This is a genomic window from Phenylobacterium sp. T106, assembly GCF_057219735.1.
In genome coordinates this window covers 124755-145223 of the sequence record NZ_JBXVWA010000004.1, presented here as the reverse complement: position 1 = coordinate 145223, position 20469 = coordinate 124755, and the positions used below count along the sequence as shown (strand labels likewise).

Below are 20469 nucleotides of genomic sequence, written 5' to 3'. Positions count from 1 at the left end.
CCTAGGTGAGGCGGCGCGCGACCCGCTCACGCCACAGCGCGATGAGCGGCGTCACGCCCAGCTCCATGACCAGCGGAAGCCCAGACCCCGGCGTCAGGCCGCGCTCGACGACGGCGCCGAGCCGCGCCAGGCCCCCGATCACGACGATGAACGCCAGCGCGCGCACCACCTCGCCGCGTCGTTCGATCGTGGGAATGCAGGCCCAGAACGTCAGCCCGACGCCTAGCAGCAGGCCTGAGAGATAGCGGGCGTGGCTGTCCGGCCGCCATTCGCCCAGGGCGCCCCAGGCTCCGGCCGCGACCGGCACGACCCCGGCCAGGGCGATGGCGACCTGCAGAAGCCGCCGCTCGAGCGCGGGGCTCATCCGGCGAACAGGTCGGCCTGGGCGGCGGCCTTCGCGCCCTCGATGGCGAGCAGCTTCATCTTGGTCTCCACGCCGCCGCGGGCCGAAAAGCCGCCCGGCTTGCCGCCGGCCGCCGTCACCCGGTGGCAGGGCACCACGATGGGCCACGGGTTCTTGCCCAGCGCCTGCCCGACTTCGCGGGCCAGCAGCCTGTCGCCCAGCTTCACCGCGATCTCGCCGTAGGTCAGCGTCTCGCCGGGCGGGATGGCGCGGGCGATCTCGTAGACCCGGGCGTGGAACTCGGGCGTCCGCGACAGGTCGAGCGGCGCGGCGGCGAGGTCGGCCTTCTCGCCGCGCATGAGGGCGCGGATGCCGTCCACGGTCGAGGCGAGCCCGGGCGGGACCTCGGCCTCGACGGCGTCGGGGAAGCGGCGCAGGAAGCCGCGGCGGCTGGTCTCCGGATCCCGCTCGGGCAGATGGCAGGCGACGAGGCCGGCGTCGTTCCAGGCTATCCCCGCGAAGCCGATGGCGGTGTCGAAGAGGGCGAACTGGGTCATGGCGGCAAGATAGGCGCGTTCGCCGAAAGGCGCTGGCGGTTATCGGACATGGATCGCGGGTCGGGGTTCGGAGGAACCTTCCTCACCCGCTTCGCGGGAGCTCCGCCGACGGGGGATCATCTGGCGGGGGCGATGACCCCTCCCGCCCCAACCAACAATATCTTCGGCGGACAGTGCGGAGCGGGCGCCTGCGCATCCGTGCGTCATCTCCTGGCCCTGAGCGTGCCTATCGGGTTCGGCCAGTCAAGGAGCGCGCTCCGCGCGCCCGCGCCGCGGCGACGCCTGCGGCGTCGTCCTTGAGTGGCCGAACCCGATAGGCCCCAATGCCACCAGGAGATCGAAGCCCTCCTCTCTCCAAGAGGCGGAGGCGCGTTCATCAGGACGTGGCGGAATGCGGCGGCATCGCAGATTGCAGGCGTGCTGCTGGCGACGCCCGCCGTGATCTTTGCGGCCTGGGCCTCTCAGACGGTGTCTTTTGGGGTTGCGCCCACCCTCGCGGCAGGGCTTTGGACCGCCGCAACTGCTGGCTTCGCCTCCATATGCACCGGTGTCTTGCTCTTGCGCCGGACAGACCACCCGCCCCCCACTTCCTTGACCTGACGCCCCTCTAAGCGCATAAGCCGCCGCTTCCGGCGCCAACCTCGGTCAGCGCCCTCCACCGCTACGACCCCGATCCCCATATCGGACGAGAGCGGCGAGGCCCCCCGTCCACGCAATCGTGCACGGGGGTCGACTGCGTTTGGGCCTTAGGAGTTCGACTTGTTCGACGCACTGACAGATCGGCTGACAGGAGTCTTCGACCGGCTCTCCGGGCGGGGCGTGCTGTCCGACAAGGACATCGACGAGGCCCTGCGCGAGGTGCGCGTGGCCCTGCTCGAGGCCGACGTCGCGCTGCCGGTCGTGCGCGACTTCATCGCCAAGGCCAAGGAGCGCGCCACCGGCGAGGCGGTGATCCGCTCGGTCCGTCCCGCCGACCAGGTGGTCAAGATCACCTACGACGGCCTCGTCGAGATGCTGGGCGGGAGCCGGGCGGCCGAGGGCCTCAACCTCTCGCTCAACCCGCCCACCGTCATCCTGATGGCCGGCCTGCAGGGCTCGGGCAAGACCACCACCGCCGGCAAGCTGGCCAAGCGGCTGGTGGGCGAGCGCAAGAAGGTGCTGCTGGCCTCGCTGGACACCCGCCGTCCCGCGGCGATGGAGCAGCTCGGCATGCTGGCCGAGCAGGCCGGCGCCAACTTCCTGCCCATCGTCCAGGGCCAGGCCGCCCCCGACATCGCCCGCCGCGCCATGCAGGCCGCGCGCCTGCAGGGTTTCGACGTCCTGATCCTGGACACCGCCGGCCGCACGACGATCGACGAGGCCATGATGGCCGAGGCGGCCGAGATCGCGAAGATCTCGACGCCGTCCGAGACCCTGCTGGTGGCCGACGCCCTGACCGGCCAGGACGCCGTGCGCACGGCCAAGGCCTTCCACGAGCGCCTGCCGCTCACGGGCCTGGTGCTGACCCGCGCCGACGGCGACGGCCGCGGCGGCGCCGCGCTGTCGATGCGCGCCGTCACCGGGCTGCCGATCAAGTTCCTCGGCGTCTCCGAGAAGATCGACGGCCTCGACGTCTTCGACGCCGACCGCGTGGCCGGCCGCATCCTGGGGCGCGGCGACGTCGTCGCCCTGGTCGAGAAGGCCGCCCAGGAACTCGACATGGCCAAGGCGGAAGCCACGGCCAAGAAGCTCGCCAAGGGCCAGTTCGACCTCGACATGATGGCCGACCAGCTGGCCCAGATGAAGCGCATGGGCGGCATGGAAGGCATGATGGGCCTGCTGCCCGGCGTGGCGAAGATGAAGCGCCAGATCGCCGAGAGCGGCCTCAACGACAAGACGTTCGACCGCCAGATGGCGATCATCTCGTCGATGACGAAGCAGGAGCGCAAGAAGCCCGACATCCTGCAGGCCTCGCGCAAGCGGCGGATCGCGGCGGGCTCGGGCGTGGACGTGGCCGAGGTGAACCGACTGCTGAAGCAGCACCGCCAGATGGCCGACGCCTTCAAGGCGCTCTCGAAGAACGGCGGCAAGGGCTTCGGCCAGATGGCCAAGATGCTGGGCGGCGGCAACCTCGACATGGGCAAGATCGCCCAGATGACCGGCCAGCCGGCGCCCACGCCCGAGCAGCTCGAGGAGATGCAGGCCCGGCTGAAACAGATGCCCGGCGGCCTCCCGAAACTTCCCGGCCTCGGCGGCGGCCTGCCGCCGGGCTTCAACCCCTTCAAGAAATAACGACCTAGGAACCGACTGAAATGCTGAAGATCCGTCTCGCCCGTGGCGGCGCCAAGAAGCGCCCCTACTACTCGATCGTCGTCGCCGACAGCCACTCGCCCCGCGACGGCCGCTTCATCGAGAAGGTGGGCAGCTACAACCCGCTGCTGAAGAAGGACGACCCGAACCGCGTGGTCCTGAAGCAGGAGCGCATCGCCGAGTGGCTCGCCAAGGGCGCGCAGCCGACCGACCGCGTCGCCCGCGAGCTTGGCAAGCTGGGCATCGTGAAGTGGGAAGCCGGCTCGAACCCGAAGAAGGGCGAGCCCGGCACGAAGGCCAAGGAACGCGCCGAGGAGCGCGCCCAGCGCGAGGCCGACCGCGCCGCCGCCGCGGCCGAGGCCGCCGCCAATCCGCCGGCCGAAGAGGCGCCCGCGGAAGAGGCCGCTCCGGTCGAGGCCGCCGCCGAGGAAGCTCCCGCCGCCGAGGCTCCGGCCGAGGACGCGCCGGCCGCCGAAGAGGCTCCGGCCGCCGAAGGCTCCGAGGAGCAGGCCTAAAGTCGAAGCCGGATGGGAGACGATCTCATCCTGGTCGGCCGCGTCGCGGGCGCCTTCGGGGTCCGCGGCGAGGTCCGCCTCACCAGCTACACGGCCGAGCCCGCCGCCCTCCTCGCGTACCGCGACCTGAAGCGCGAGGACGGGACGCCCGCCCTCACGCTGACCGGCGGCCGGGCGGCGAAGGGCGGCGTGGTCGCGCGTGCGCGCGAGATCGAGACCCGCGAGCAGGCCGAGGCGCTGCGGGGCCTGAGGCTCTACATCCCGCGCGACATCCTCCCCGAACCCGAGGAGGACGAGTTCTACGTCACCGACCTGATCGGCCTCGCGGTCGAGACGCCCGCGGGCGAGGCCCTGGGGACGATCCGCTCGGTTCAGGACTTCGGCGCCGGCGACCTGCTCGAGATCGCGCCCGCGCAGGGCGGCGCCACCTGGTACCTGCCCTTCACCAGGGACGCCGTCCCCGAGGTGCGCCTGGCCGAACGCAAGGTGATCGGCCTGCGGCCCGACGAGCTGGAATGACCCCGGCGAGCCCGGGCCCAGCGCCAGCGGAACAGGAATCCATGACTCCGGCCCCTGCCGCACGAGGCGCGAGCCTCGCCCTCGGCGACGGCAGAGCCCGCCGGACGTTCGGCTCGGCCGGCGTCAGGTCCGGGGCTTCGGCGCCCGCATGCGCATCAGGCCTTCCTGGGCGCAGCTCGCCACCAGGGCTCCGTCCGAGGCGCGGTAGATGTAGCCCAGGTTGAAGCCGCGGCCGCCAGAGGCCGAGGGGCTCTCCTGCACATAGAGGTGCCAGTCGTTGAAGTCGGTCGGCCGGTGGAACCACATGGCGTGGTCCAGGCTGGCCGACATGAAGCCCGGCGTGCGCCAGCTCACCCCGTGCGGCCGGATCGAGGTGCCCAGGAGGCTCATGTCCGAGGCGTAGGCCAGCACCACCTGGTGCATGTGGGCGTCGGCGCCGATCGGATGGCGGGCGCGGAACCACACCTCCTGGCGCGGCTCGCGGGGCTCGGGCGCGGCGCTGTCCCAGCGCTCGCCGACGGTGCGCATCTCGATGGGCTGGGCCTTGTCGATCCAGTCCAGTTCCTCGGGCGGCGGGTTCGGGTTCATCCGCCGGCGGACCGCCTGGTCGTCCTCGACCTCGTCCCATCCGGGCGCCGCGGGCATGTCGGACTGGTGCTCGTAGCCCTGCTCGTCCACCTGGAACGAGGCCGCGAGGTTGAAGATCTGCTGGCCCTTCTGCACCGCGATCACCCGCCGCGTGGTGAAGCTGCCGCCGTCGCGGCTGCGGTCCACTTCGAAGATGATCGGGATCGAGGGGTCGCCCGGCCGGATGAAGTAGCAGTGCAGCGAGTGGCAGGCCCGCGCGTCCACCGTCTCGTAGGCCGCCAGCAGCGACTGGGCGATCACCTGGCCGCCGTAGATGCGCTGGCGCGTGCGCTCGTCGTCGGGCGTGAAGCCGCGGAACAGGTTCACCTCGAGCCGTTCCAGCTTGAGGGTGTCCACGAGGGTCTGGCTGTCCATGACCGCGCCTATGCTGCAGTGCGAAAGGCTCGGCTGATACGCCCCGGCGGGGGCGTCGGCAACTAGGTCGGCTTGCGCATCCGCATCAGGCCCTCCTGCGCCACGGAGGCGACCAGGGTGCCGTCCTCGGCGTAGATCGCCCCGCGGATCAGCCCGCGGCCGTCCGAGGCCGAGGGGCTGTCGTGGACGTAGAGGTGCCACTGGTTGAAGTCGGTGGGGCGGTGGAACCACATGGCGTGGTCCAGGCTGGCCGACTGAAAGCCCGGCGTCTGCCAGTGCACCGCATAGGGGCGCATGGCGGTCGACAGCAGGTTCATGTCGGACGCGTAGGCGAGGATCACCTGGTGCATGTGCGGGTCGTCGCCGATGGGCGTCGCGCACCGGAACCAGTTCTGCGCCACGGGCTCCTTCGGCTTCCCGTCCCGCCAGTACGAGCGCGCGTCCTGCGAGCGCATCTCGATCGGCTGCGGCCGGGACAGCCAGCGCTTCGCCTCCTCGGGCGCGTGCTTCATGGCCTCCTTCAGCATCTCCATCTGGTCGGGCAGCTCGGACCAGTGCGGACCGGGCGGCATCGGCGACTGGTGGCTGAAGCCCTCCTCCGGGTCCTTGAACGAGGCGGCGAGGTTGAAGATCTGCTTGCCGTGCTGGACGGCGATGACCCGCCGCGTGGTGAAGCTGCCGCCGTCGCGCGAGCGGTCCACCTCGAAGACGATCGGCACGGTGGGGTCGCCCGGCCGGATGAAATAGCAGTGCATCGAGTGGCAGACGCGCGCCTCGATGGTCTCGTAGGCCGCCAGCAGCGACTGGGCGATCACCTGGCCGCCGAAGATCCGCCCCGGCCGGTTGTCGGGCGACGTTCCGCGGAACAGGTTCTCCTCGATCCGCTCCAGCTGCAGCGTCTCGACCAGGGTTTCGTCCTGGGCTTCATGTTCGGGGGCGATGGGCGTATCGGTCATCGGCGCCGCTTACGCGCCCGGCCGCAGTCGGGCAAGGTGTTGCCTCGCAGGCGCAAGCATCATCATCCTCCCCACGATGGACAACCTTGGCGACAGCTATACGCCCGTCTGGCGCACGCCGCTGGCCATGGCGCTGCTCGCCTGGATGGGGCTGGCGATCGGCGCGATCGTCGGCGCCTGGCGCGGGCTGGAGACGCTGCCCCCCGGCGTGGTCCTGGGGCTGGCGGCGGGCCTGCTCGTGGCCTGCCCCGTCCTGCTGCTGATCTGGTCGTTCTGGACGATGATGCGCGATCCGGTCACGGGGTGGATCGCGCCCTCGGCCCTCCTGGCGTTCCTGGGCGGCATGGTGCCCGCCTGGGGGCCGCTGCTCGACGCCGGAGTGCGGCTGAACTTCGAGAGCCATCGGCCCACCTACGAGGCCGTCGTCGCCGACGCCGCGGCGGGCCGGCTCGCGCGCCTCTCCGGAGCGCCCGGCGGCTGGGTGGAGGAGGACCGCGACGGCCTGCGCTTCCGCTACCGGGGCGGGCGGCCCGAGCGGATCGACTTCATCTGGGCGCGCAACGCCTACATCGAGGCCGGGGTGCGCTACAACGCCCGCCCCTGCCGCCCCACCCCGCGCATGAAGTGCCTCGGCGCCGGCCTGCCGCTGGCCGCCGGCTACAGCCACTACGTCCTGCTGCGGCCGTGATCCCTTGACCTGCGGCGCACGGCGCGCCCTAGGAAGCCCCGATGTCGTTCGACTGCACCGTGCTGACCATGTTCCCGGAGGCGTTCCCGGGCCCGCTGGGCGTGTCGCTCATCGGCACGGCGTGGCGCGAGGCCGCGCTGTGGACGCTGGAAACGGTGGACATCCGGGGCTTTTCCACAGATAAGCGCGGCTTCCTCGACGACACCCCTGCGGGTGGCGGTCCGGGGCAGGTGATGCGGGCCGACGTGATCGCCTCCGCGCTCGACAGCGTGGAGCGGCGCGGACGCCCGCTTTTGTACATGAGCGCCCGGGGTCGCCCCATCACCCAGGCGCGCGTGAAAGCGTGGGCTTCCGGCCCGGGACTGATCGTCCTGTGCGGGCGGTTCGAGGGGGTGGACCAGCGGGTGCTCGACGCCCGTGGGTTCGAGGAGGTCGCGGTCGGAGACGCGGTCCTCGCCGGCGGCGAGGCGGCGGCCATGGTGGCGATCGAGGCGTGCGTACGGCTGGTCCCGGGTGTGCTGGGGCAGGCCGAGAGTCTGAGTGAGGAGTCCTTCGAGGACGGGCTTCTCGAGCATCCGCAGTACACGCGACCGCGGACGTTCGAGGGGATCGACATCCCGGAGGTCCTGCTGAGCGGCCATCACGCGGAAATCCGCAAGTGGCGGCAGGCGCAGCGGGAAAGCGTCACGCGGGAGCGGCGACCCGACTTGTGGGCCGCCAGGACCGCCAATCAACAGGCAAAGGGCGCCCCCAGATCCAAAGGGTAAGCCCAGTAAGGACAAGACCGATGAACGTGATCGAACAGCTGCGCAAGGAAGAGGCCGACCGCCTCCTGGCCACGCGCAAGGTCCCCGAGTTCCGCCCCGGCGACACGGTGCGCGTGAACGTGAAGATCAAGGAAGGCGAGCGCGAGCGCGTCCAGGCCTACGAGGGCGTCTGCATCGCCCGCTCGGGCCAGGGCATCGACGAGAGCTTCACCGTCCGCAAGATTTCCTTCGGCGAGGGCGTGGAGCGGGTGTTCCCGATCCTGTCGCCGATGATCGAGAGCATCGAGGTGAAGCGCCGCGGCGTCGTGCGCCGCGCCAAGCTCTACTACCTCCGCGACCGCCGCGGTAAGAGCGCCCGCATCGCCGAGCGCCAGATGACGGCGGCGAAGGAAGAAGCCCCGGAAGCCTGAGGGGCCTTCCTCTCTCGCGGCTGGAGCGCTCCCGAGGGGAGCATCCGGATTTCAGGCGGCGGTCGGAGCGATCCGGCCGCCGTCTTCGTTCGGGCCCAGCTTTGGGCTTGCCGCGCTCTCCCTTGTAGTGTTGCCTAGCAGACGCAACCAGGGGGTGAAGATGGCCAAGCGTCCAACCTCATCTAAGGGGCGCACGACCCGCGCCACGCAGGCTGCGCCGACGCCGACGACCCCGATCCGCCTCCCCACCGCCTATGAGCTGACCGACGAGCAGATCGAGCGCGCGCTGGTCACCGACGAGTACCGCGGCGAACTCGAGGACTACTTCGGCCCGGCCCAGTACGAACAGCTGCGGCGACTCAAGCAGGAAGCCGGCACGCGCGCCGTGCGCGGGGGAGACCGGGTGCTGATCCTGCCCGGAATCACGGGTTCGCGTCTCGGGCGGGACCGGGGCTTCCCGTTCCCCCCGGACGTCATCTGGTTCAACCCGGTCGACCTGCCGTTCGGCAAGCTGGCCGATCTCAAACTGCCCGGGACCGGCCGGCCCATTGTCCCGCTCGGCGTCATTTCGTTCGCCTACGAGTTCCTGAAGCTCAGGCTGCAGATCGACGGCTTCAACGCCGACTTCTGGCCTTACGACTGGCGCAAGTCGATCCCGGCGCTCGGTCGCGACCTCGCGGACAAGATCAAGAAGGAGCGTGAGGCCCGGCCGGGCAAGCCGCTCTATATCGTCGCCCACAGCATGGGCGGCCTGGTGGCCCGCGCCAGCTTCCCGCACCTGACCGCCGCGCAGTCCGCGGACCGCATCGTCATGTTGGGGACGCCGAACTACGGCTCGTTCGCGCCGGTCCAGGCCTTCCGCGGCGCCAGCAAGACCGTCCAGAGCCTCGACAAGCTGGACCAGAAGCACACGGCTGCCGAACTGGCGGGCATCTTCGGCTCCTTCCCCGGCCTGTTGGAGATGATCCCCTCGCCGCGGTTCGCCAAGCGCGACTTCTTCGATCTCGGCATCTGGCCGGCGCAGGGCGTGAAGCCTGACCAGGGCATGCTCACGCGAGCCCGGAAGGCCCAGGAGACGCTGCCCATCGATCATCCCGCGATCGTGATGGTCTGCGGGGTCAACCGCGACACTGTGGTCGACGCGAACATCCAGGGCGCGGAGTTCGCCTACACCATCTCGAAGGAAGGCGACGGCACGGTGCCGCTGGACTGCGCGCGCATACCGACGGCCGCCCAGACCTACTACGTCGAGGAGGAGCATGGCGCCCTGCCCAACAACGGGCAGATCCAGAGCGCCCTCCCGTCGCTGCTCACCACTGGGCGGACCACCGAGTTGCCCGACCGCTACGAGGGCGTCCGCGGCGCGACGCTGCGCACGGTGACGGAGCGCCAGCTGGCGCTGCTCGCGCCCGCCCCTACCCGCGGCCTGCCGAGCGTGCGGGAACAGCGCCACCTGCTGGACGAGTTCGTCGCGCCGCGCGAGGCCGAGGCCGGCGCGCTCGCCCCACACGAAGCCGCCTCGCCGTCCACCGCCCCCGGGGCCCCGCTGTTCGGCCAGCGCGTCGTGGTGGGACGCGGCCGCCAGCAGCGGCTGGACATCACCCTGGCGCGCGGCAGCATCACCGAGGCCGACGCGGCCTGCTACGTCGTGGGGCTGTTCCAGAACGTCGCGCCTGACGGCGCCGCCCGCGCCATTAACGCCGAGATGGACGGCGCGCTGGACGACCTCATCACCCGCCGGATGTTCGGCGCCGACGTGGGCGAGATCTCCATCCTCCCGCGCGGCCGCCACGCGCTCCGCGCCGAGAGCGTCGCCTTCGCGGGCCTGGGCCCCTTCGACCTCTTCAACGAAGCGTCGCTGGAGATCGTCGGCGAGAACCTGGTGCGGACGTTCTCGGCCGCGCGCGTGGACGACTTCGCGATCGTTCCGCTGGGGGGAGGCTCCGGCCGCATGACCCTCGCCGCGCTGCGGCATCTGATGACCGGCTTCCTGCGCGGCCTGAAGGACGCCGACCGCGACCGCCGCTTCCGCGGGATCACGATCTGCGAGATCGACGAGGCGCGGCACCTGGCGATCCGCGACGAGATGTTCCGGCTGTCGGCCACCACCCTCTTCGACGACGTGGAGGTCGAGTTCCAGGAGCGCACCTTGCCCGCGCCGCGCGCCCGCGAGGCGTCTCGGGTGGCGACGCCGGCCTCCAGCAAGGTCTACCTGATCGTCCGCCAGGACACCGACGCGGAAGACCGCAAGGGCTTCGTGTCCTCGGTGCTGACGAGCGGCTCGGCCGCGGCCATCGAGAGCGGCCGGACCTCGGTCGAGCCGGGCCCCGACCGGCGCAACCTGCTGGACGACCACCTGCAGCGCATCCCCGCGCTGGCCGGCCGCGGCGCGGCGGCCCAGGACCACCTGCGCGACTTCGGCCGCCAGCTCGGCGAGATGGTGCTCGCGGAGAATGTCCGCCAAGTGCTCGCGCGCTACCCCGACGACCATCTGGTAGTGGTCCACGACGCCGCGGCCTCGCGCATACCCTGGGAGACGCTGGCCCTCGGGCCGCAGGGCGAATTCGCCCCCGCGGCGGGGAAGGGCCTCAGCCATCGCTACGAGGCGGCGAACTTCTCGGTGGCCAAGTGGCGCCGCGCCCGGCAACTCGCCGACGTCCTGGGCGTGCTCCTGATCGTCGACCCCACCCGGGACCTCCCGGGCGCGTTTGAGGAGGGCGAGCGCGTCCGCGCGCTGCTCGAGCGGATGAAGCCCGGGGTCCGCTTCCGCGTCATGCTGCAGGAGCAGGCCCGCAAGTCGGAAATCCTGCGATGCCTGTCCTCTGGGGAGTACGACGTGGTGCACTACGCCGGGCATGCCTTCTTCGATCCCGAGGTGCGCGGCAACAGCGGCCTGCTCTGCGCCGGGCGCGAGGTGCTCTCCGGGTCCGACCTCGCCAACGTCGGCGACCTGCCGACGCTGATGGTCTTCAACGCCTGCGAGTCCGCCCGCGTGCGCAAGGCGGACGGGCCGGACATTGACGCCCGCTCGCCCGAGCAGGTGCATCGCAACCTGAGCTTCGCCGAGGCTATGCTGCGGGGCGGCGTCGCGAACTTCCTGGGGACGTACTGGCCGGTGGGCGACGACCCGGCGAAGATCTTTGCCGAGACCTTCTATCAGGCGCTGCTGGACGGCCGGGACCTGAACAGCGCCATCCAGGAGAGCCGCGGCATGGTGCGCGACGACGGCTCGGTCGACTGGGCGGACTACGTCTTCTACGGCGACCCCGACTTCCGCGTGAAGATCCGCGCCTGACGTCCCGGCCGCCGCCTGCGCCGCGGTCTCAGCGTGCGGCCCAGCCTTCGGCGTGCCGGGGCAGGCCGTCGTCGAGCGCGAGCCACGGCGCCTTCTCGCTGACCCAGATGTGGCAGTCCGGCCTCAGCGCGCCGCGGTCGTCGCAGGTCGCGATCGAGACGCCGATCCGGGCCGGCGGGTCGGAGGGGATCGCGAACATCGGCGTGCCGCAGCGGGCGCAGGCGGCCCGCGTGAGGCGCTCGGAGGTGGCCCACCGCGTCGTCTCGCCCGACCGCTCGAAACGGTCCGCCAGGAAGATCGCCCGGGCGAAGAACGGCGCTCCGGTGGCGCGCTGGCACAGCCGGCAGTGGCACAGCCGCACGTTGGCCGGCGCCCCGACCGCGCGCCAGCGCACCTGCCCGCAGAGGCAGCCGCCCTCGTAGGTCTCGCCCGCCGGCTCAGCGGCCGTCGGCGGCATAGTCGGCGAGCTCGCGGGCCAGGTGGTCGAACATCAGCCGCATGCGCGGGCTGCCCCGCAGCGTCTCGTGCATGCAGATCCAGATCTCCAGCTTGAAGGAGAAGAGGTCCGGAAGCACCGGCGTGAGGCCGAAGCGCCGGCCGATCTGGCGCTGGCACGCGCCGATCCCGAATCCCGTCTTCAGCGCGGCGAGCTGGGCCACGTCGTTGTCGGTCCGCAGGGCGAAGAGGTCGCGCGTGATCGGCCGGCCCACCGACAGGTCGTTGACCATGGCGGGGAACTGCCGGTCGAAGCCGATCAAGGTGTGGTCCGCGAGCTCGTCCAGCGAGGCCGGGGCGCCCTTGCGCTCCAGGTACTCGGGCGCGGCGTGGAAGCCGATGGTCAGCTCGCCCACCTTCTTCGCCACCAGGCTGTTCTGGGTGGGCCGGCCCATGCGCACCGCCACGTCGGCGTCGCGGCGGCTCAGGTCCTCGTTCCTGTTCGAGAGCACCAGTTCCACGTCGATGCCCGGATTCGCAGTCCGGAACCGGGTCAGGATCTCGGGCAGCACCTCGATGCCGATGATGTCGCTGGCGGCCACGCGCACCACGCCGCCTTCGCCGCTGGCGACGCCCGAGGCGTCCCGCCCCGCCGCCTCCGCCGCCGCGGCCATGTCGGCCAGGTGCGGGCGGAAGGCCAGCGCCAGGTCGGTAGGCTGCAGCCCGCGCGGGCTGCGCAGGAACAGCGGCGCGCCGAGCTGCCGCTCCAGCTGGTCGATGTGCCGGCCCAGCGTGGGCTGGGTGAGCCGCCGCAGCCGCGCGGCCGCCGAGAAGCTGCCCGCCTCCAGCACCGCGTGCAGGCTCTGCAGAAGGTCCCAGTCCAGCGCTCCAGGCATGCGCACATGAAGACCTGTTCCGCCGCAAACGGCAATTCCGGCGAGCGCAGGTGGCAGCGCCGCTGGGGCGCTGGTCTCACACCCTGCCGGGCGGCGTCAGGGATCGTAGATGATGAGCGCGCAGCCCCACTTCAGCGCGGTCTCGTAGGCGGCGCGGAAGTCCTCGGGCAGGGCGGGCAGGTCGATCACCTCGGCGGCCCGCAGGACCGCGATCTCGCGCCACCCCTGGCTCTTGAGGTCGGCGACCGCCACGGCGCGGGCGGCCTCCTCGTCGCTGCCGGCCGCAAACGCCAGGATGGTCAGTGGCGCCGGCGCTCCCGCCTCCACTGCCTCCAGCGTCACCACGAACATCCCCGGCGGCGTCTCGTCCATCGTGAGGTTATCCGGCGATCCGGGCCCCACGGGAAGCAAGCCCGCCGACCTTTTCTGGGCCCCCCCGCGGGCGCCGCAAGTCACGTCGCGCCCTGGCGCCATCACGCCGCGCGAGGCAGTAAATTGCTGCGGCGGCGCACAATCTGCGGCGTTGCAGCACTAGACGTGCGCGCCTGAGCCGCCCTACATGCCGGCCATGCCCGGCAAGACCCTCTACGACAAGATCTGGGACGCGCACGTCGTCGCCGAACAGGACGGCGAGGCGATCCTCTACATCGACCTGCACCTCATCCACGAGGTGACGACGCCGCAGGCCTTCGCAGGCCTCAAGGCCAACCGGCGCCCCGTGCGGCGGCCGGACCGCACGCTCGCCGTGGCCGACCACAACGTCCCCACCGAGGGCCAGGCCCAGGGCGTCGACGCCGTGGCCGACGAGGAGGCCCGCCTGCAGCTGCAGACCCTGGGCAAGAACGTCGAGGCCTACGGGATCGAGTTCTTCCCCATGGGCGACATCCGCAACGGCATCGTCCATGTGGTGGGCCCCGAGCAGGGCCGCACCCAGCCCGGCATGACCATCGTCTGCGGCGACAGCCACACGTCCACCCACGGCGCGTTCGGCGCGCTGGCGCACGGCATCGGCACGTCCGAGGTCGAGCACGTCCTGGCCACCCAGACCCTGCGCCAGAAAAAGGCGAAGAACTTCCGCGTCCGCATCGAGGGCGAGCCCGCTCCCGGCGTCGGCGCCAAGGACTTCGCTCTGGCGGTGATCGGCGAGATCGGCACGGCGGGCGGCACCGGCTCGGTGATCGAATACGCCGGCTCGGCGGTGCGGGCGCTCTCGATGGAGGGCCGCATGACGCTGTGCAACCTGACCATCGAGGGCGGGGCCAAGGCGGGCCTGATCGCCCCCGACGAGACCACCTTCGAGTACCTCAAGGGCCGCCCGGCGACGCCCAAGGGCGGCGCCTGGGAGATGGCGCTGGCCTACTGGAAGACCTTCTTCACCGACGAGGACGCGGTGTTCGACCGCGAGCTCGTGCTCGACGCCGCGAAGATCGCCCCCAGCGTCACCTGGGGCACCAGCCCCGAGGACGTGATCCCGGTGACGGGCCGCGTCCCCGATCCTGACAGCTTCGCCACGCCCGACAAGCGCGCCTCGGCCGCGCGCGCCCTCGCCTACATGGGCCTGACCGCCGGCCAGCCGATCACCGAGGCCAAGGTCGACGTGGTGTTCATCGGCTCCTGCACCAACAGCCGCATCGAGGACCTGCGCGCCGCCGCCAGGATCGCCGAGGGTCGAAAGGTGGCCGACGGCGTCCGCGCCATGGTCGTGCCGGGCTCGGGCCTCGTCCGCGCCCAGGCGGAAGCCGAGGGCCTGGACGAGATCTTCCTGGCCGCCGGCTTCGAATGGCGCGAGCCGGGCTGCTCCATGTGCCTGGGCATGAACCCCGACAAGCTGACCCCCGGCCAGCGCTGCGCCTCCACATCGAACCGCAACTTCGAGGGCCGCCAGGGCCGCGACGGCCGCACCCACCTGATGAGCCCCGCCATGGCCGCCGCCGCCGCCATCGCCGGCCACATCGCCGACGTGCGGGACTTCCTGTGAGCTTGACCAAGTTGGTCAAGATGACCATTTTCCGCAGATGAAGCAGGTCAACCTCTACGAGGCGAAGACACGCCTCTCGGCCCTGGTCGACGAGGCGGCCGCGGGCGAGGAGATCATCATCGCCAAGAACGGCAAGCCATGCGCGCGGCTGACGCCGCTGCCTCAGCCGGATGCGAAGCCGAGGAAGCGCGTGTTCGGCCAATGGGGCCGCGACTACGGCTGGAAAGCGCCGGACGTCTTTCCGGAAACGACAGAGGAAGAGATCGCGCTCTGGGAAGACGGCCCAGTGTTCCCCGCCGACGATCAAAAGGCGTGAGCGGCTATCTCCTCGATAGCCACCTGTTCCTGTGGCTCGCGGGAGGAGATCGGCAGATCTCCAGGCCCACGCTCGACGCGATCTCCGACGGTGAGGCAGACCTCTACCTGAGCGTCGTGAGCATCGTAGAGCTCTGCATCAAGAGCGGCCTCGGGAAGCTCAGGCTGCCGGAAGTTGTCGAAGCCGACCCGGCAGCTGGTTTCGAGCGCGTCATGGCGGCCAACGACATCAGAGCTCTCCCCCTGTCGATTTCGCAGGCGGTCAGGCTGCGAGACCTGCCGCTGCACCATCGCGATCCGTTCGACCGGCTGCTCGTCGCCCAGGCGATGGCCGAGAACCTCACACTCGTCACTCACGATCGGACGCTGGCGCGCTATGACGGCCTCGCCGTGCTATGGGCCTGACATGATCACCGGTCTCGACCATGTCGCCCTCGTCGTCCGCGACCTCGACGCCGCCGTCGACGGCTACGCCCGCATGCTGGGCGTCCCGGCCAACTGGATCGGGCGCGGCGGCGGCGTGCGCCAGGCCTGGTTCCAGTTCCCGAACATGGCTCTGGACGTCATCTCGCCCGAGGGCGAGGGCCCCTTCGCCGACGCGATCCGCGCCCATCTCGACGCCCGCGGCGAGGGCGTCTGGGCCGTGGCGTTCACCGCCGACCCGATCGAGCCCTTCGCGGCCCTCCTGACCCGCCGCGGCATCCGCGCCACGCCGCCCGCGCCCGTGCGCACCACCGCCGACGACGGGCGCACGCGCACCTGGCTGGGGTCGAACCTCGACGCCGCCGCGACGGGCGGCCTCCAGCTTCTCCTGATGGCGCCGCCGAAGGGGGAGCCGTGGCCGCTGTCCGAGCCCGCCGGGCCGGGCGCGATCGCGAAGCTGGACCACGTCGTGGTCGCCACGGGCAACGTCGACCGGGCGCTCGGCGTCTATGGCGCCAAGCTCGGCCTCGACCTGCGGCTCGACCGCGAGAACCCCGCCTGGAACGCCCGCCAGCTCTTCTTCCGCTGCGGCGACGCGGTGGTGGAGATGGGCGCGCGCATCGGCGAGCCCAGCCTGGAGGCGCTCGGCAAGCCCGACCGCTGGGGCGGCCTCGCCTGGCGCGTCACCGACCCCGACGCGGCCGCCGCGCGCATCGCCGCCGCCGGCTTCGACGTCTCCGAGGTCCGCACCGGCCGCAAGCCCGGCACCCGCGTCTTCACCGTCCGCGACGCCCCCGCGGGCGTGCCGACGATCATGATCCAGCAGACCACGCAGGAAGCCGCCTGATGGAAGCCTTCACCCGCCTCGATGCGCCCGCCGCGCCGCTGCCGCTGGCCAACATCGATACCGACCAGATCATCCCCAAGCAGTTCCTGAAGACGGTGGAGCGCGCCGGCCTGGCGAAGGGTCTGTTCTACGAGTACCGCTTCGACCGCGACGGGCGCGAGAAGCCCGACTTCGTGCTGAACCAGCCGGCCTACAAGGGTGCGGGCGTGCTGATCGCCGGCGACAACTTCGGCTGCGGCTCGTCGCGCGAGCACGCCCCCTGGGCGCTGATGGACTTCGGCATCCGCTGCGTGATCAGCACCAGCTTCGCCGACATCTTCTACAACAACTGCTTCCAGAACGGCCTGCTCCCGGTGGTGCTGAAGGCCGGCGAGGTGCAGCAGCTGATGGACGAGGCGCGTGGGGGCAACCACGTGGTCTCGGTGGACCTCGAGGCCCAGACCGTGACCTCGCCGTCCGGCGCGGTCTTCCGCTTCGACATCGACCCGCAGCGCAAGGCCAAGATGCTGAAGGGCCTCGACGCCATCGGCGAAACCCTGGAGGCCGCGGGCGACATCGACACCTACGAGATGAAGCGGGCCCTGGCCCAGCCGTGGCTGGAGGGCGCGTGAGCGTCGTCGTCGCCGGAACCGTCCGCGTCCCGCCCGAGAACGCGGCGGCCTTGCGGCCGCACCAGGACGCGATGCTGGCCGCCAGCCGCGCCGAGGACGGCTGCCTTGTCTATTCGTACGCGATCGACGTGCAGGACCCGGGCCTGATCCGCGTGTTCGAGGTCTGGCGCGACCAGGCCGCGCTCGATGCGCACGCCCGCGCCCCGCACATGAAGACGTGGCGCGCCGCCAACGCCGAGCTCGGGGTTTTCGACCGCAGGCTCACCCTGTACGAGGTCGCCTCCGAACGCGCACTCTAGCCCTCCGCGCGTCATCCCCCGGCCTGTCCGGGGGACCCATTGGGCTGTGAGGTGGAGCAAAGCGTAGCGATGCTGCGGCTGGCCCTCACAGCCCAATGGGTGGCCCAGACGAGCCGGGCCATGACGACCCAGAAAAAGGACGACCGATGACCGACCTTCTCCTCCTGCCCGGCGACGGGATCGGGCCCGAGGTGACGGCGCAGGTGCGTCGCGTGGCGGAGGCGCTGACGCCGGACCTGACGATCGAGGAACGCCTGTTCGGCGGCTGCAGCTACGACGCCCACGGGACCCCCCTGACCGACGAGGCGCTGGCCGCCGCCAAGGCCGCCCGCGCCGTGCTGATGGGCGCCGTCGGCGGCCCGCAGTGGGCGGGCGCCCCGCGCGACAAGCGCCCCGAGGCTGGGCTGCTCGCCCTGCGCGCCGGCATGGAGGTGTTCGCCAACCTGCGTCCCGCCCTCTGCTTCGGCCCCCTGGCCGACGCCTCGACCCTGAAGCGCGAGGTGGTCGAGGGGCTGGACCTGATGATCGTGCGCGAGCTGACCGGCGGCATCTACTTCGGAAGCCCCCGGTTCATCGAGGACCTGCCGGGCGGCGGCAAGCGGGCCGTGGACACCCAGGTCTACACCACCGCCGAGATCGAACGGGTGGCCCGGGTGGCCTTCGAGCTCGCCCGCGGCCGCCGCAACAAGGTGGCCTCGGCCGAGAAGTCCAACGTCATGGATTCGGGCCTGCTGTGGCGCGAGGTCGTGACCGACCTGCACCGGCGCGACTACGCCGACGTCGAACTCACCCACATCCTCGCCGACAACGCCGCCATGCAGATCGTCAAGGCGCCCAAGCAGTTCGACGTCCTGCTCACCGACAACCTGTTCGGCGACATCCTCTCGGACGCCGCCTCGCAGCTCACCGGATCCCTCGGCATGCTGCCGTCGGCCGCGCTGGGCGTAGCCGGCGCGCCCGGTCTCTACGAGCCGATCCATGGCTCGGCGCCGGACATCGCCGGCCAGGGCGTGGCCAATCCGCTGGCGGCGATCCTGTCGTTCGAGATGGCGCTCCGCTGGTCGCTCGACCGCGCCGCCGACGCCGACCGCCTCTACGCCGCCGTGAACCGCGCCCTCGAAAAGGGCGCCCGCACCCGCGACCTCGGCGGCGCGCTCACCACCGTCCAGATGGGCGACGCCGTCCTGGCTGAACTCTGAACGACGCCCGGCGCGCGGCGAGTACGGGCCCTGGCTCAGGCCGGCGCAGCAGGCGCGGCGACGGCGGCCTTCAGCGCTTCCAGGCGGCGCGCGTCGGCCGGGTGGGTGGAGATCACCTCGGGCGGCCCCCCGGTGTTCTGGGCCCGGCGGATCATCCGCTCCCAGAAGCGCACGGCGTCGTTGGGGTCCTGGCCGGCCTTGCGCATCAGGTCGACGCCCACGCGGTCGGCCTCGAGCTCGTGCTTGCGCGAATAGGGCAGGATGACCCCCAGCACGGCGCCCGCGCCGAGGGCGGCGCCGATCTCGTCGGCGTACTGGCCGGCCTCCTGCGAGATCAGGAGCTGGGCGATGCCGACGCCCGCCTGGACGGCGATCTCCTGGCTCATCCGTTCGGCCGAGTGCCGCGCCAGAACGTGGCCGATCTCGTGGCCGACCACGGAGGCGATGGCGCCGTCGTCGCCAGCGAATTCCATGAGGCCGCGGAAGAAGCCGACCCGGCCGTTGGGCAGGACGAAGGCGTTGAACTCGGGGCTGTCCAGGACCGTGAACGACCAGTCGAGATCGTCGCGGCCGGCCGCCTTCACGAGCGGGGCGCCGATGCGGGCGAGCCGCGCCTGGGCGGCGGGGTCGGCGACCGGCGGGATCTTGGCCACCACCTCGTTCCAGGTGCGGTCGGCGAGGGTGGCGAGCTGGCCGTCGTCGACGAAGACGAGCTGGCGGCGGCCGGTGGCCGCGTTCTCGCTACAGCCGGCGAGGCCGACCGCGCCGAGGGCGGCGAGCAGCCCGCGACGGGAGAAGCAGACGCGGCACATCAGAGGATGAACTTCGACAGGTCGGTGTTCCTGGCCAGATCGGCGATCCGGCTCTCGACATAGGCGCGGTCGATGACGATCCGTTCGCCCGTACGGTCGGCGGCGGTGAAGCTGATCTCCTCCATCACCCGCTCCAGGATCGTCTGCAGCCGGCGGGCGCCGATGTTCTCGACCGAGCCGTTTACCTGCACGGCGGCGTCGGCCAGGGCGTCATAGGCGTCCTCGGTGAACTCCAGCGTGACGCCCTCGGTGGACATGAGCGCCTGGTGCTGGCGCACGAGGTTCGCTTCCGGCTCGACCAGGATGCGGCGCATGTCCTCGCGGGTGAGCGCCTTCAGCTCCACGCGGATCGGCAGGCGGCCCTGCAGCTCGGGCAGGAGGTCGCTGGGCTTGGCCACGTGGAAGGCGCCCGAGGCGATGAACAGGATGTGGTCGGTCTTCACCGGGCCGTGCTTGGTGGAGACGGTGGTCCCCTCGATCAGCGGCAGGAGGTCGCGCTGCACGCCCTCGCGCGAGACGTCGGCGCCGTGCCGTTCGCGGTTCGACGCCACCTTGTCGATCTCGTCGAGGAAGACGATGCCCTCGTTCTCGGCCAGGGCCAGGGCCTCGGTGGTGAGGGCCTCCTGGTCCACCAGCTTGTCGCTCTCCTCGGCGATCAGCGGCGCCCAGGCGCCGGAGACCGTGGTCTTGTGGGTCTTGGTGCGGCCGCCGAAGGCCTTGCCGAACATGTCGCCCAGGTTCAGCACGCCCATGCCGACGCCCGGCTGGCCCGGGATGTCCATCATGCCGAGCGGCGAGGAGGTGTCGGCCAGCTGCAGTTCGACCTCCTTGTCGTCGAGTTCCCCCGCCCGCAGCTTCTTGCGGAAGCTCTCGCGGGCCGCGGTCGAGCCGGGGCCGGTCAGGGCGTCGAGGATCCGCTCCTCGGCGGCGGCCTCGGCGCGGGCGCGCACGGCGGCGCGGCGCTTCTCGCGCACCATGGCGATGGCGCTCTCCACCAGGTCGCGGACGATCTGGTCCACGTCGCGGCCCACGTAGCCGACCTCGGTGAACTTGGTGGCCTCGACCTTCAGGAACGGGGCCTGGGCCAGTCTGGCCAGCCGCCGGGCGATCTCGGTCTTGCCGACGCCCGTGGGCCCGATCATCAGGATGTTCTTGGGCGTCACCTCGTCGCGCAGGTCGTCGGGCACCCGGCGGCGGCGCCAGCGGTTGCGCAGGGCGACGGCCACCGCCTTCTTCGCGTCGTTCTGGCCGACGATGAAGCGGTCGAGTTCGGAGACGATCTCGCGCGGAGAGAATTCGGTCATGCCGCGCTA

The 20469-nt window shown here is 71.3% G+C and carries 23 protein-coding genes; 14 read left to right on the top strand and 9 right to left on the bottom strand.

Annotated features, from left to right (window positions below):
• Window position 1: 1 nt before the first annotated feature.
• Entirely contained in the window at window positions 2–364 is a 363-nt protein-coding gene (locus tag AC2D8W_RS10950; RefSeq protein ID WP_484671574.1) for a DUF4345 family protein, read from the bottom strand.
• Window positions 361–900 carry a methylated-DNA--[protein]-cysteine S-methyltransferase gene (locus AC2D8W_RS10945; RefSeq protein ID WP_484671573.1) on the bottom strand — a complete coding sequence of 180 codons (540 nt, stop codon included), beginning with the start codon at window positions 898–900 and terminating at the stop codon, window positions 361–363. Before AC2D8W_RS10945 ends, AC2D8W_RS10950 begins: the two co-directional genes overlap by 4 nt.
• 759 nt (window positions 901–1659) lie before the next feature.
• On the opposite strand from AC2D8W_RS10945, the gene ffh reads away from it, so the two are divergent.
• The 3 genes from ffh to rimM are packed head-to-tail and all read left to right on the top strand — an operon-like array spanning window position 1660 to window position 4223.
• A complete protein-coding gene (ffh, locus tag AC2D8W_RS10940; protein ID WP_484671572.1) occupies window positions 1660–3171 on the top strand; it encodes a signal recognition particle protein in 1512 nt (503 codons plus the stop codon).
• A 20-nt stretch (window positions 3172–3191) separates the two neighbouring features.
• On the top strand, window positions 3192–3704 hold the full coding sequence (rpsP, locus tag AC2D8W_RS10935) for a 30S ribosomal protein S16 (protein ID WP_484671571.1): 513 nt from the start codon (window positions 3192–3194) through the stop codon (window positions 3702–3704).
• Window positions 3705–3716: 12 nt separating this feature from the next.
• On the top strand, window positions 3717–4223 hold the full coding sequence (rimM, locus tag AC2D8W_RS10930) for a ribosome maturation factor RimM (protein WP_484671570.1): 507 nt from the start codon (window positions 3717–3719) through the stop codon (window positions 4221–4223).
• Window positions 4224–4346: 123 nt separating this feature from the next.
• On the opposite strand, the gene AC2D8W_RS10925 is transcribed toward rimM, so the two are convergent.
• Together AC2D8W_RS10925 and AC2D8W_RS10920 are read right to left on the bottom strand one after the other, a co-directional pair.
• Window positions 4347–5225: an acyl-CoA thioesterase gene (locus AC2D8W_RS10925; protein WP_293479131.1), complete on the bottom strand. Its 879-nt coding sequence runs from the start codon at window positions 5223–5225 to the stop codon at window positions 4347–4349.
• A gap of 62 nt (window positions 5226–5287) precedes the next feature.
• Window positions 5288–6181, bottom strand: a complete 894-nt coding sequence (locus tag AC2D8W_RS10920) for an acyl-CoA thioesterase (protein WP_484671569.1) — start codon at window positions 6179–6181, stop codon at window positions 5288–5290.
• Window positions 6182–6257: 76 nt separating this feature from the next.
• Here AC2D8W_RS10920 and AC2D8W_RS10915 point away from each other — a divergent pair, with 76 nt between their 5' ends.
• From AC2D8W_RS10915 to AC2D8W_RS10900, 4 genes are all read left to right on the top strand, one after another.
• Window positions 6258–6869, top strand: a complete 612-nt coding sequence (locus tag AC2D8W_RS10915; RefSeq protein WP_484671568.1) for a hypothetical protein — start codon at window positions 6258–6260, stop codon at window positions 6867–6869.
• 41 nt (window positions 6870–6910) lie between these two features.
• A complete protein-coding gene (gene trmD / locus AC2D8W_RS10910) occupies window positions 6911–7636 on the top strand; it encodes a tRNA (guanosine(37)-N1)-methyltransferase TrmD (protein WP_484671567.1) in 726 nt (241 codons plus the stop codon).
• 20 nt (window positions 7637–7656) lie between these two features.
• A complete protein-coding gene (gene rplS / locus AC2D8W_RS10905; protein WP_484671566.1) occupies window positions 7657–8046 on the top strand; it encodes a 50S ribosomal protein L19 in 390 nt (129 codons plus the stop codon).
• A gap of 160 nt (window positions 8047–8206) precedes the next feature.
• Window positions 8207–11341, top strand: coding sequence for a CHAT domain-containing protein (locus AC2D8W_RS10900; RefSeq protein ID WP_484671565.1), 3135 nt, complete (start codon window positions 8207–8209; stop codon window positions 11339–11341).
• 28 nt (window positions 11342–11369) lie between these two features.
• On the opposite strand, the gene AC2D8W_RS10895 is transcribed toward AC2D8W_RS10900, so the two are convergent.
• The 3 genes from AC2D8W_RS10895 to AC2D8W_RS10885 all read right to left on the bottom strand — a co-directional run bounded on the left by AC2D8W_RS10895 (window position 11370) and on the right by AC2D8W_RS10885 (window position 13044).
• Window positions 11370–11798, bottom strand: coding sequence for a GFA family protein (locus AC2D8W_RS10895; protein WP_484671564.1), 429 nt, complete (start codon window positions 11796–11798; stop codon window positions 11370–11372).
• A complete protein-coding gene (locus AC2D8W_RS10890; protein ID WP_484671563.1) occupies window positions 11779–12672 on the bottom strand; it encodes a LysR family transcriptional regulator in 894 nt (297 codons plus the stop codon). The genes AC2D8W_RS10895 and AC2D8W_RS10890 overlap by 20 nt, the downstream gene beginning before the upstream one ends.
• 96 nt (window positions 12673–12768) lie before the next feature.
• Window positions 12769–13044 (bottom strand): hypothetical protein, encoded by a 276-nt coding sequence (locus AC2D8W_RS10885; protein ID WP_484671562.1) that lies wholly within the window; start codon window positions 13042–13044, stop codon window positions 12769–12771.
• A gap of 196 nt (window positions 13045–13240) precedes the next feature.
• Here AC2D8W_RS10885 and leuC point away from each other — a divergent pair, with 196 nt between their 5' ends.
• The 7 genes from leuC to leuB all read left to right on the top strand — a co-directional run bounded on the left by leuC (window position 13241) and on the right by leuB (window position 18344).
• On the top strand, window positions 13241–14650 hold the full coding sequence (leuC, locus tag AC2D8W_RS10880) for a 3-isopropylmalate dehydratase large subunit (protein ID WP_484671561.1): 1410 nt from the start codon (window positions 13241–13243) through the stop codon (window positions 14648–14650).
• A 37-nt stretch (window positions 14651–14687) separates the two neighbouring features.
• Window positions 14688–14966, top strand: a complete 279-nt coding sequence (locus AC2D8W_RS10875; RefSeq protein WP_484671560.1) for a type II toxin-antitoxin system Phd/YefM family antitoxin — start codon at window positions 14688–14690, stop codon at window positions 14964–14966.
• Window positions 14963–15370, top strand: a complete 408-nt coding sequence (locus AC2D8W_RS10870) for a type II toxin-antitoxin system VapC family toxin (protein WP_484671559.1) — start codon at window positions 14963–14965, stop codon at window positions 15368–15370. The genes AC2D8W_RS10875 and AC2D8W_RS10870 overlap by 4 nt, the downstream gene beginning before the upstream one ends.
• A 1-nt stretch (window position 15371) precedes the next feature.
• Window positions 15372–16235 (top strand): VOC family protein, encoded by an 864-nt coding sequence (locus tag AC2D8W_RS10865; RefSeq protein WP_484671558.1) that lies wholly within the window; start codon window positions 15372–15374, stop codon window positions 16233–16235.
• Entirely contained in the window at window positions 16235–16846 is a 612-nt protein-coding gene (gene leuD / locus AC2D8W_RS10860) for a 3-isopropylmalate dehydratase small subunit (RefSeq protein WP_484671557.1), read from the top strand. The genes AC2D8W_RS10865 and leuD overlap by 1 nt, the downstream gene beginning before the upstream one ends.
• Complete coding sequence (locus AC2D8W_RS10855; RefSeq protein ID WP_293482542.1) at window positions 16843–17145, top strand: putative quinol monooxygenase; 303 nt, start codon at window positions 16843–16845, stop codon at window positions 17143–17145. Before leuD ends, AC2D8W_RS10855 begins: the two co-directional genes overlap by 4 nt.
• Before the next feature lie 146 nt (window positions 17146–17291).
• Window positions 17292–18344, top strand: a complete 1053-nt coding sequence (gene leuB, locus AC2D8W_RS10850; protein ID WP_484671556.1) for a 3-isopropylmalate dehydrogenase — start codon at window positions 17292–17294, stop codon at window positions 18342–18344.
• A gap of 35 nt (window positions 18345–18379) precedes the next feature.
• On the opposite strand, the gene AC2D8W_RS10845 is transcribed toward leuB, so the two are convergent.
• Entirely contained in the window at window positions 18380–19156 is a 777-nt protein-coding gene (locus AC2D8W_RS10845; RefSeq protein ID WP_484671555.1) for a M48 family metallopeptidase, read from the bottom strand.
• Window positions 19156–20460, bottom strand: a complete 1305-nt coding sequence (gene hslU / locus AC2D8W_RS10840) for an ATP-dependent protease ATPase subunit HslU (protein ID WP_484671554.1) — start codon at window positions 20458–20460, stop codon at window positions 19156–19158. Before hslU ends, AC2D8W_RS10845 begins: the two co-directional genes overlap by 1 nt.
• Window positions 20461–20469 lie beyond the last annotated feature (9 nt).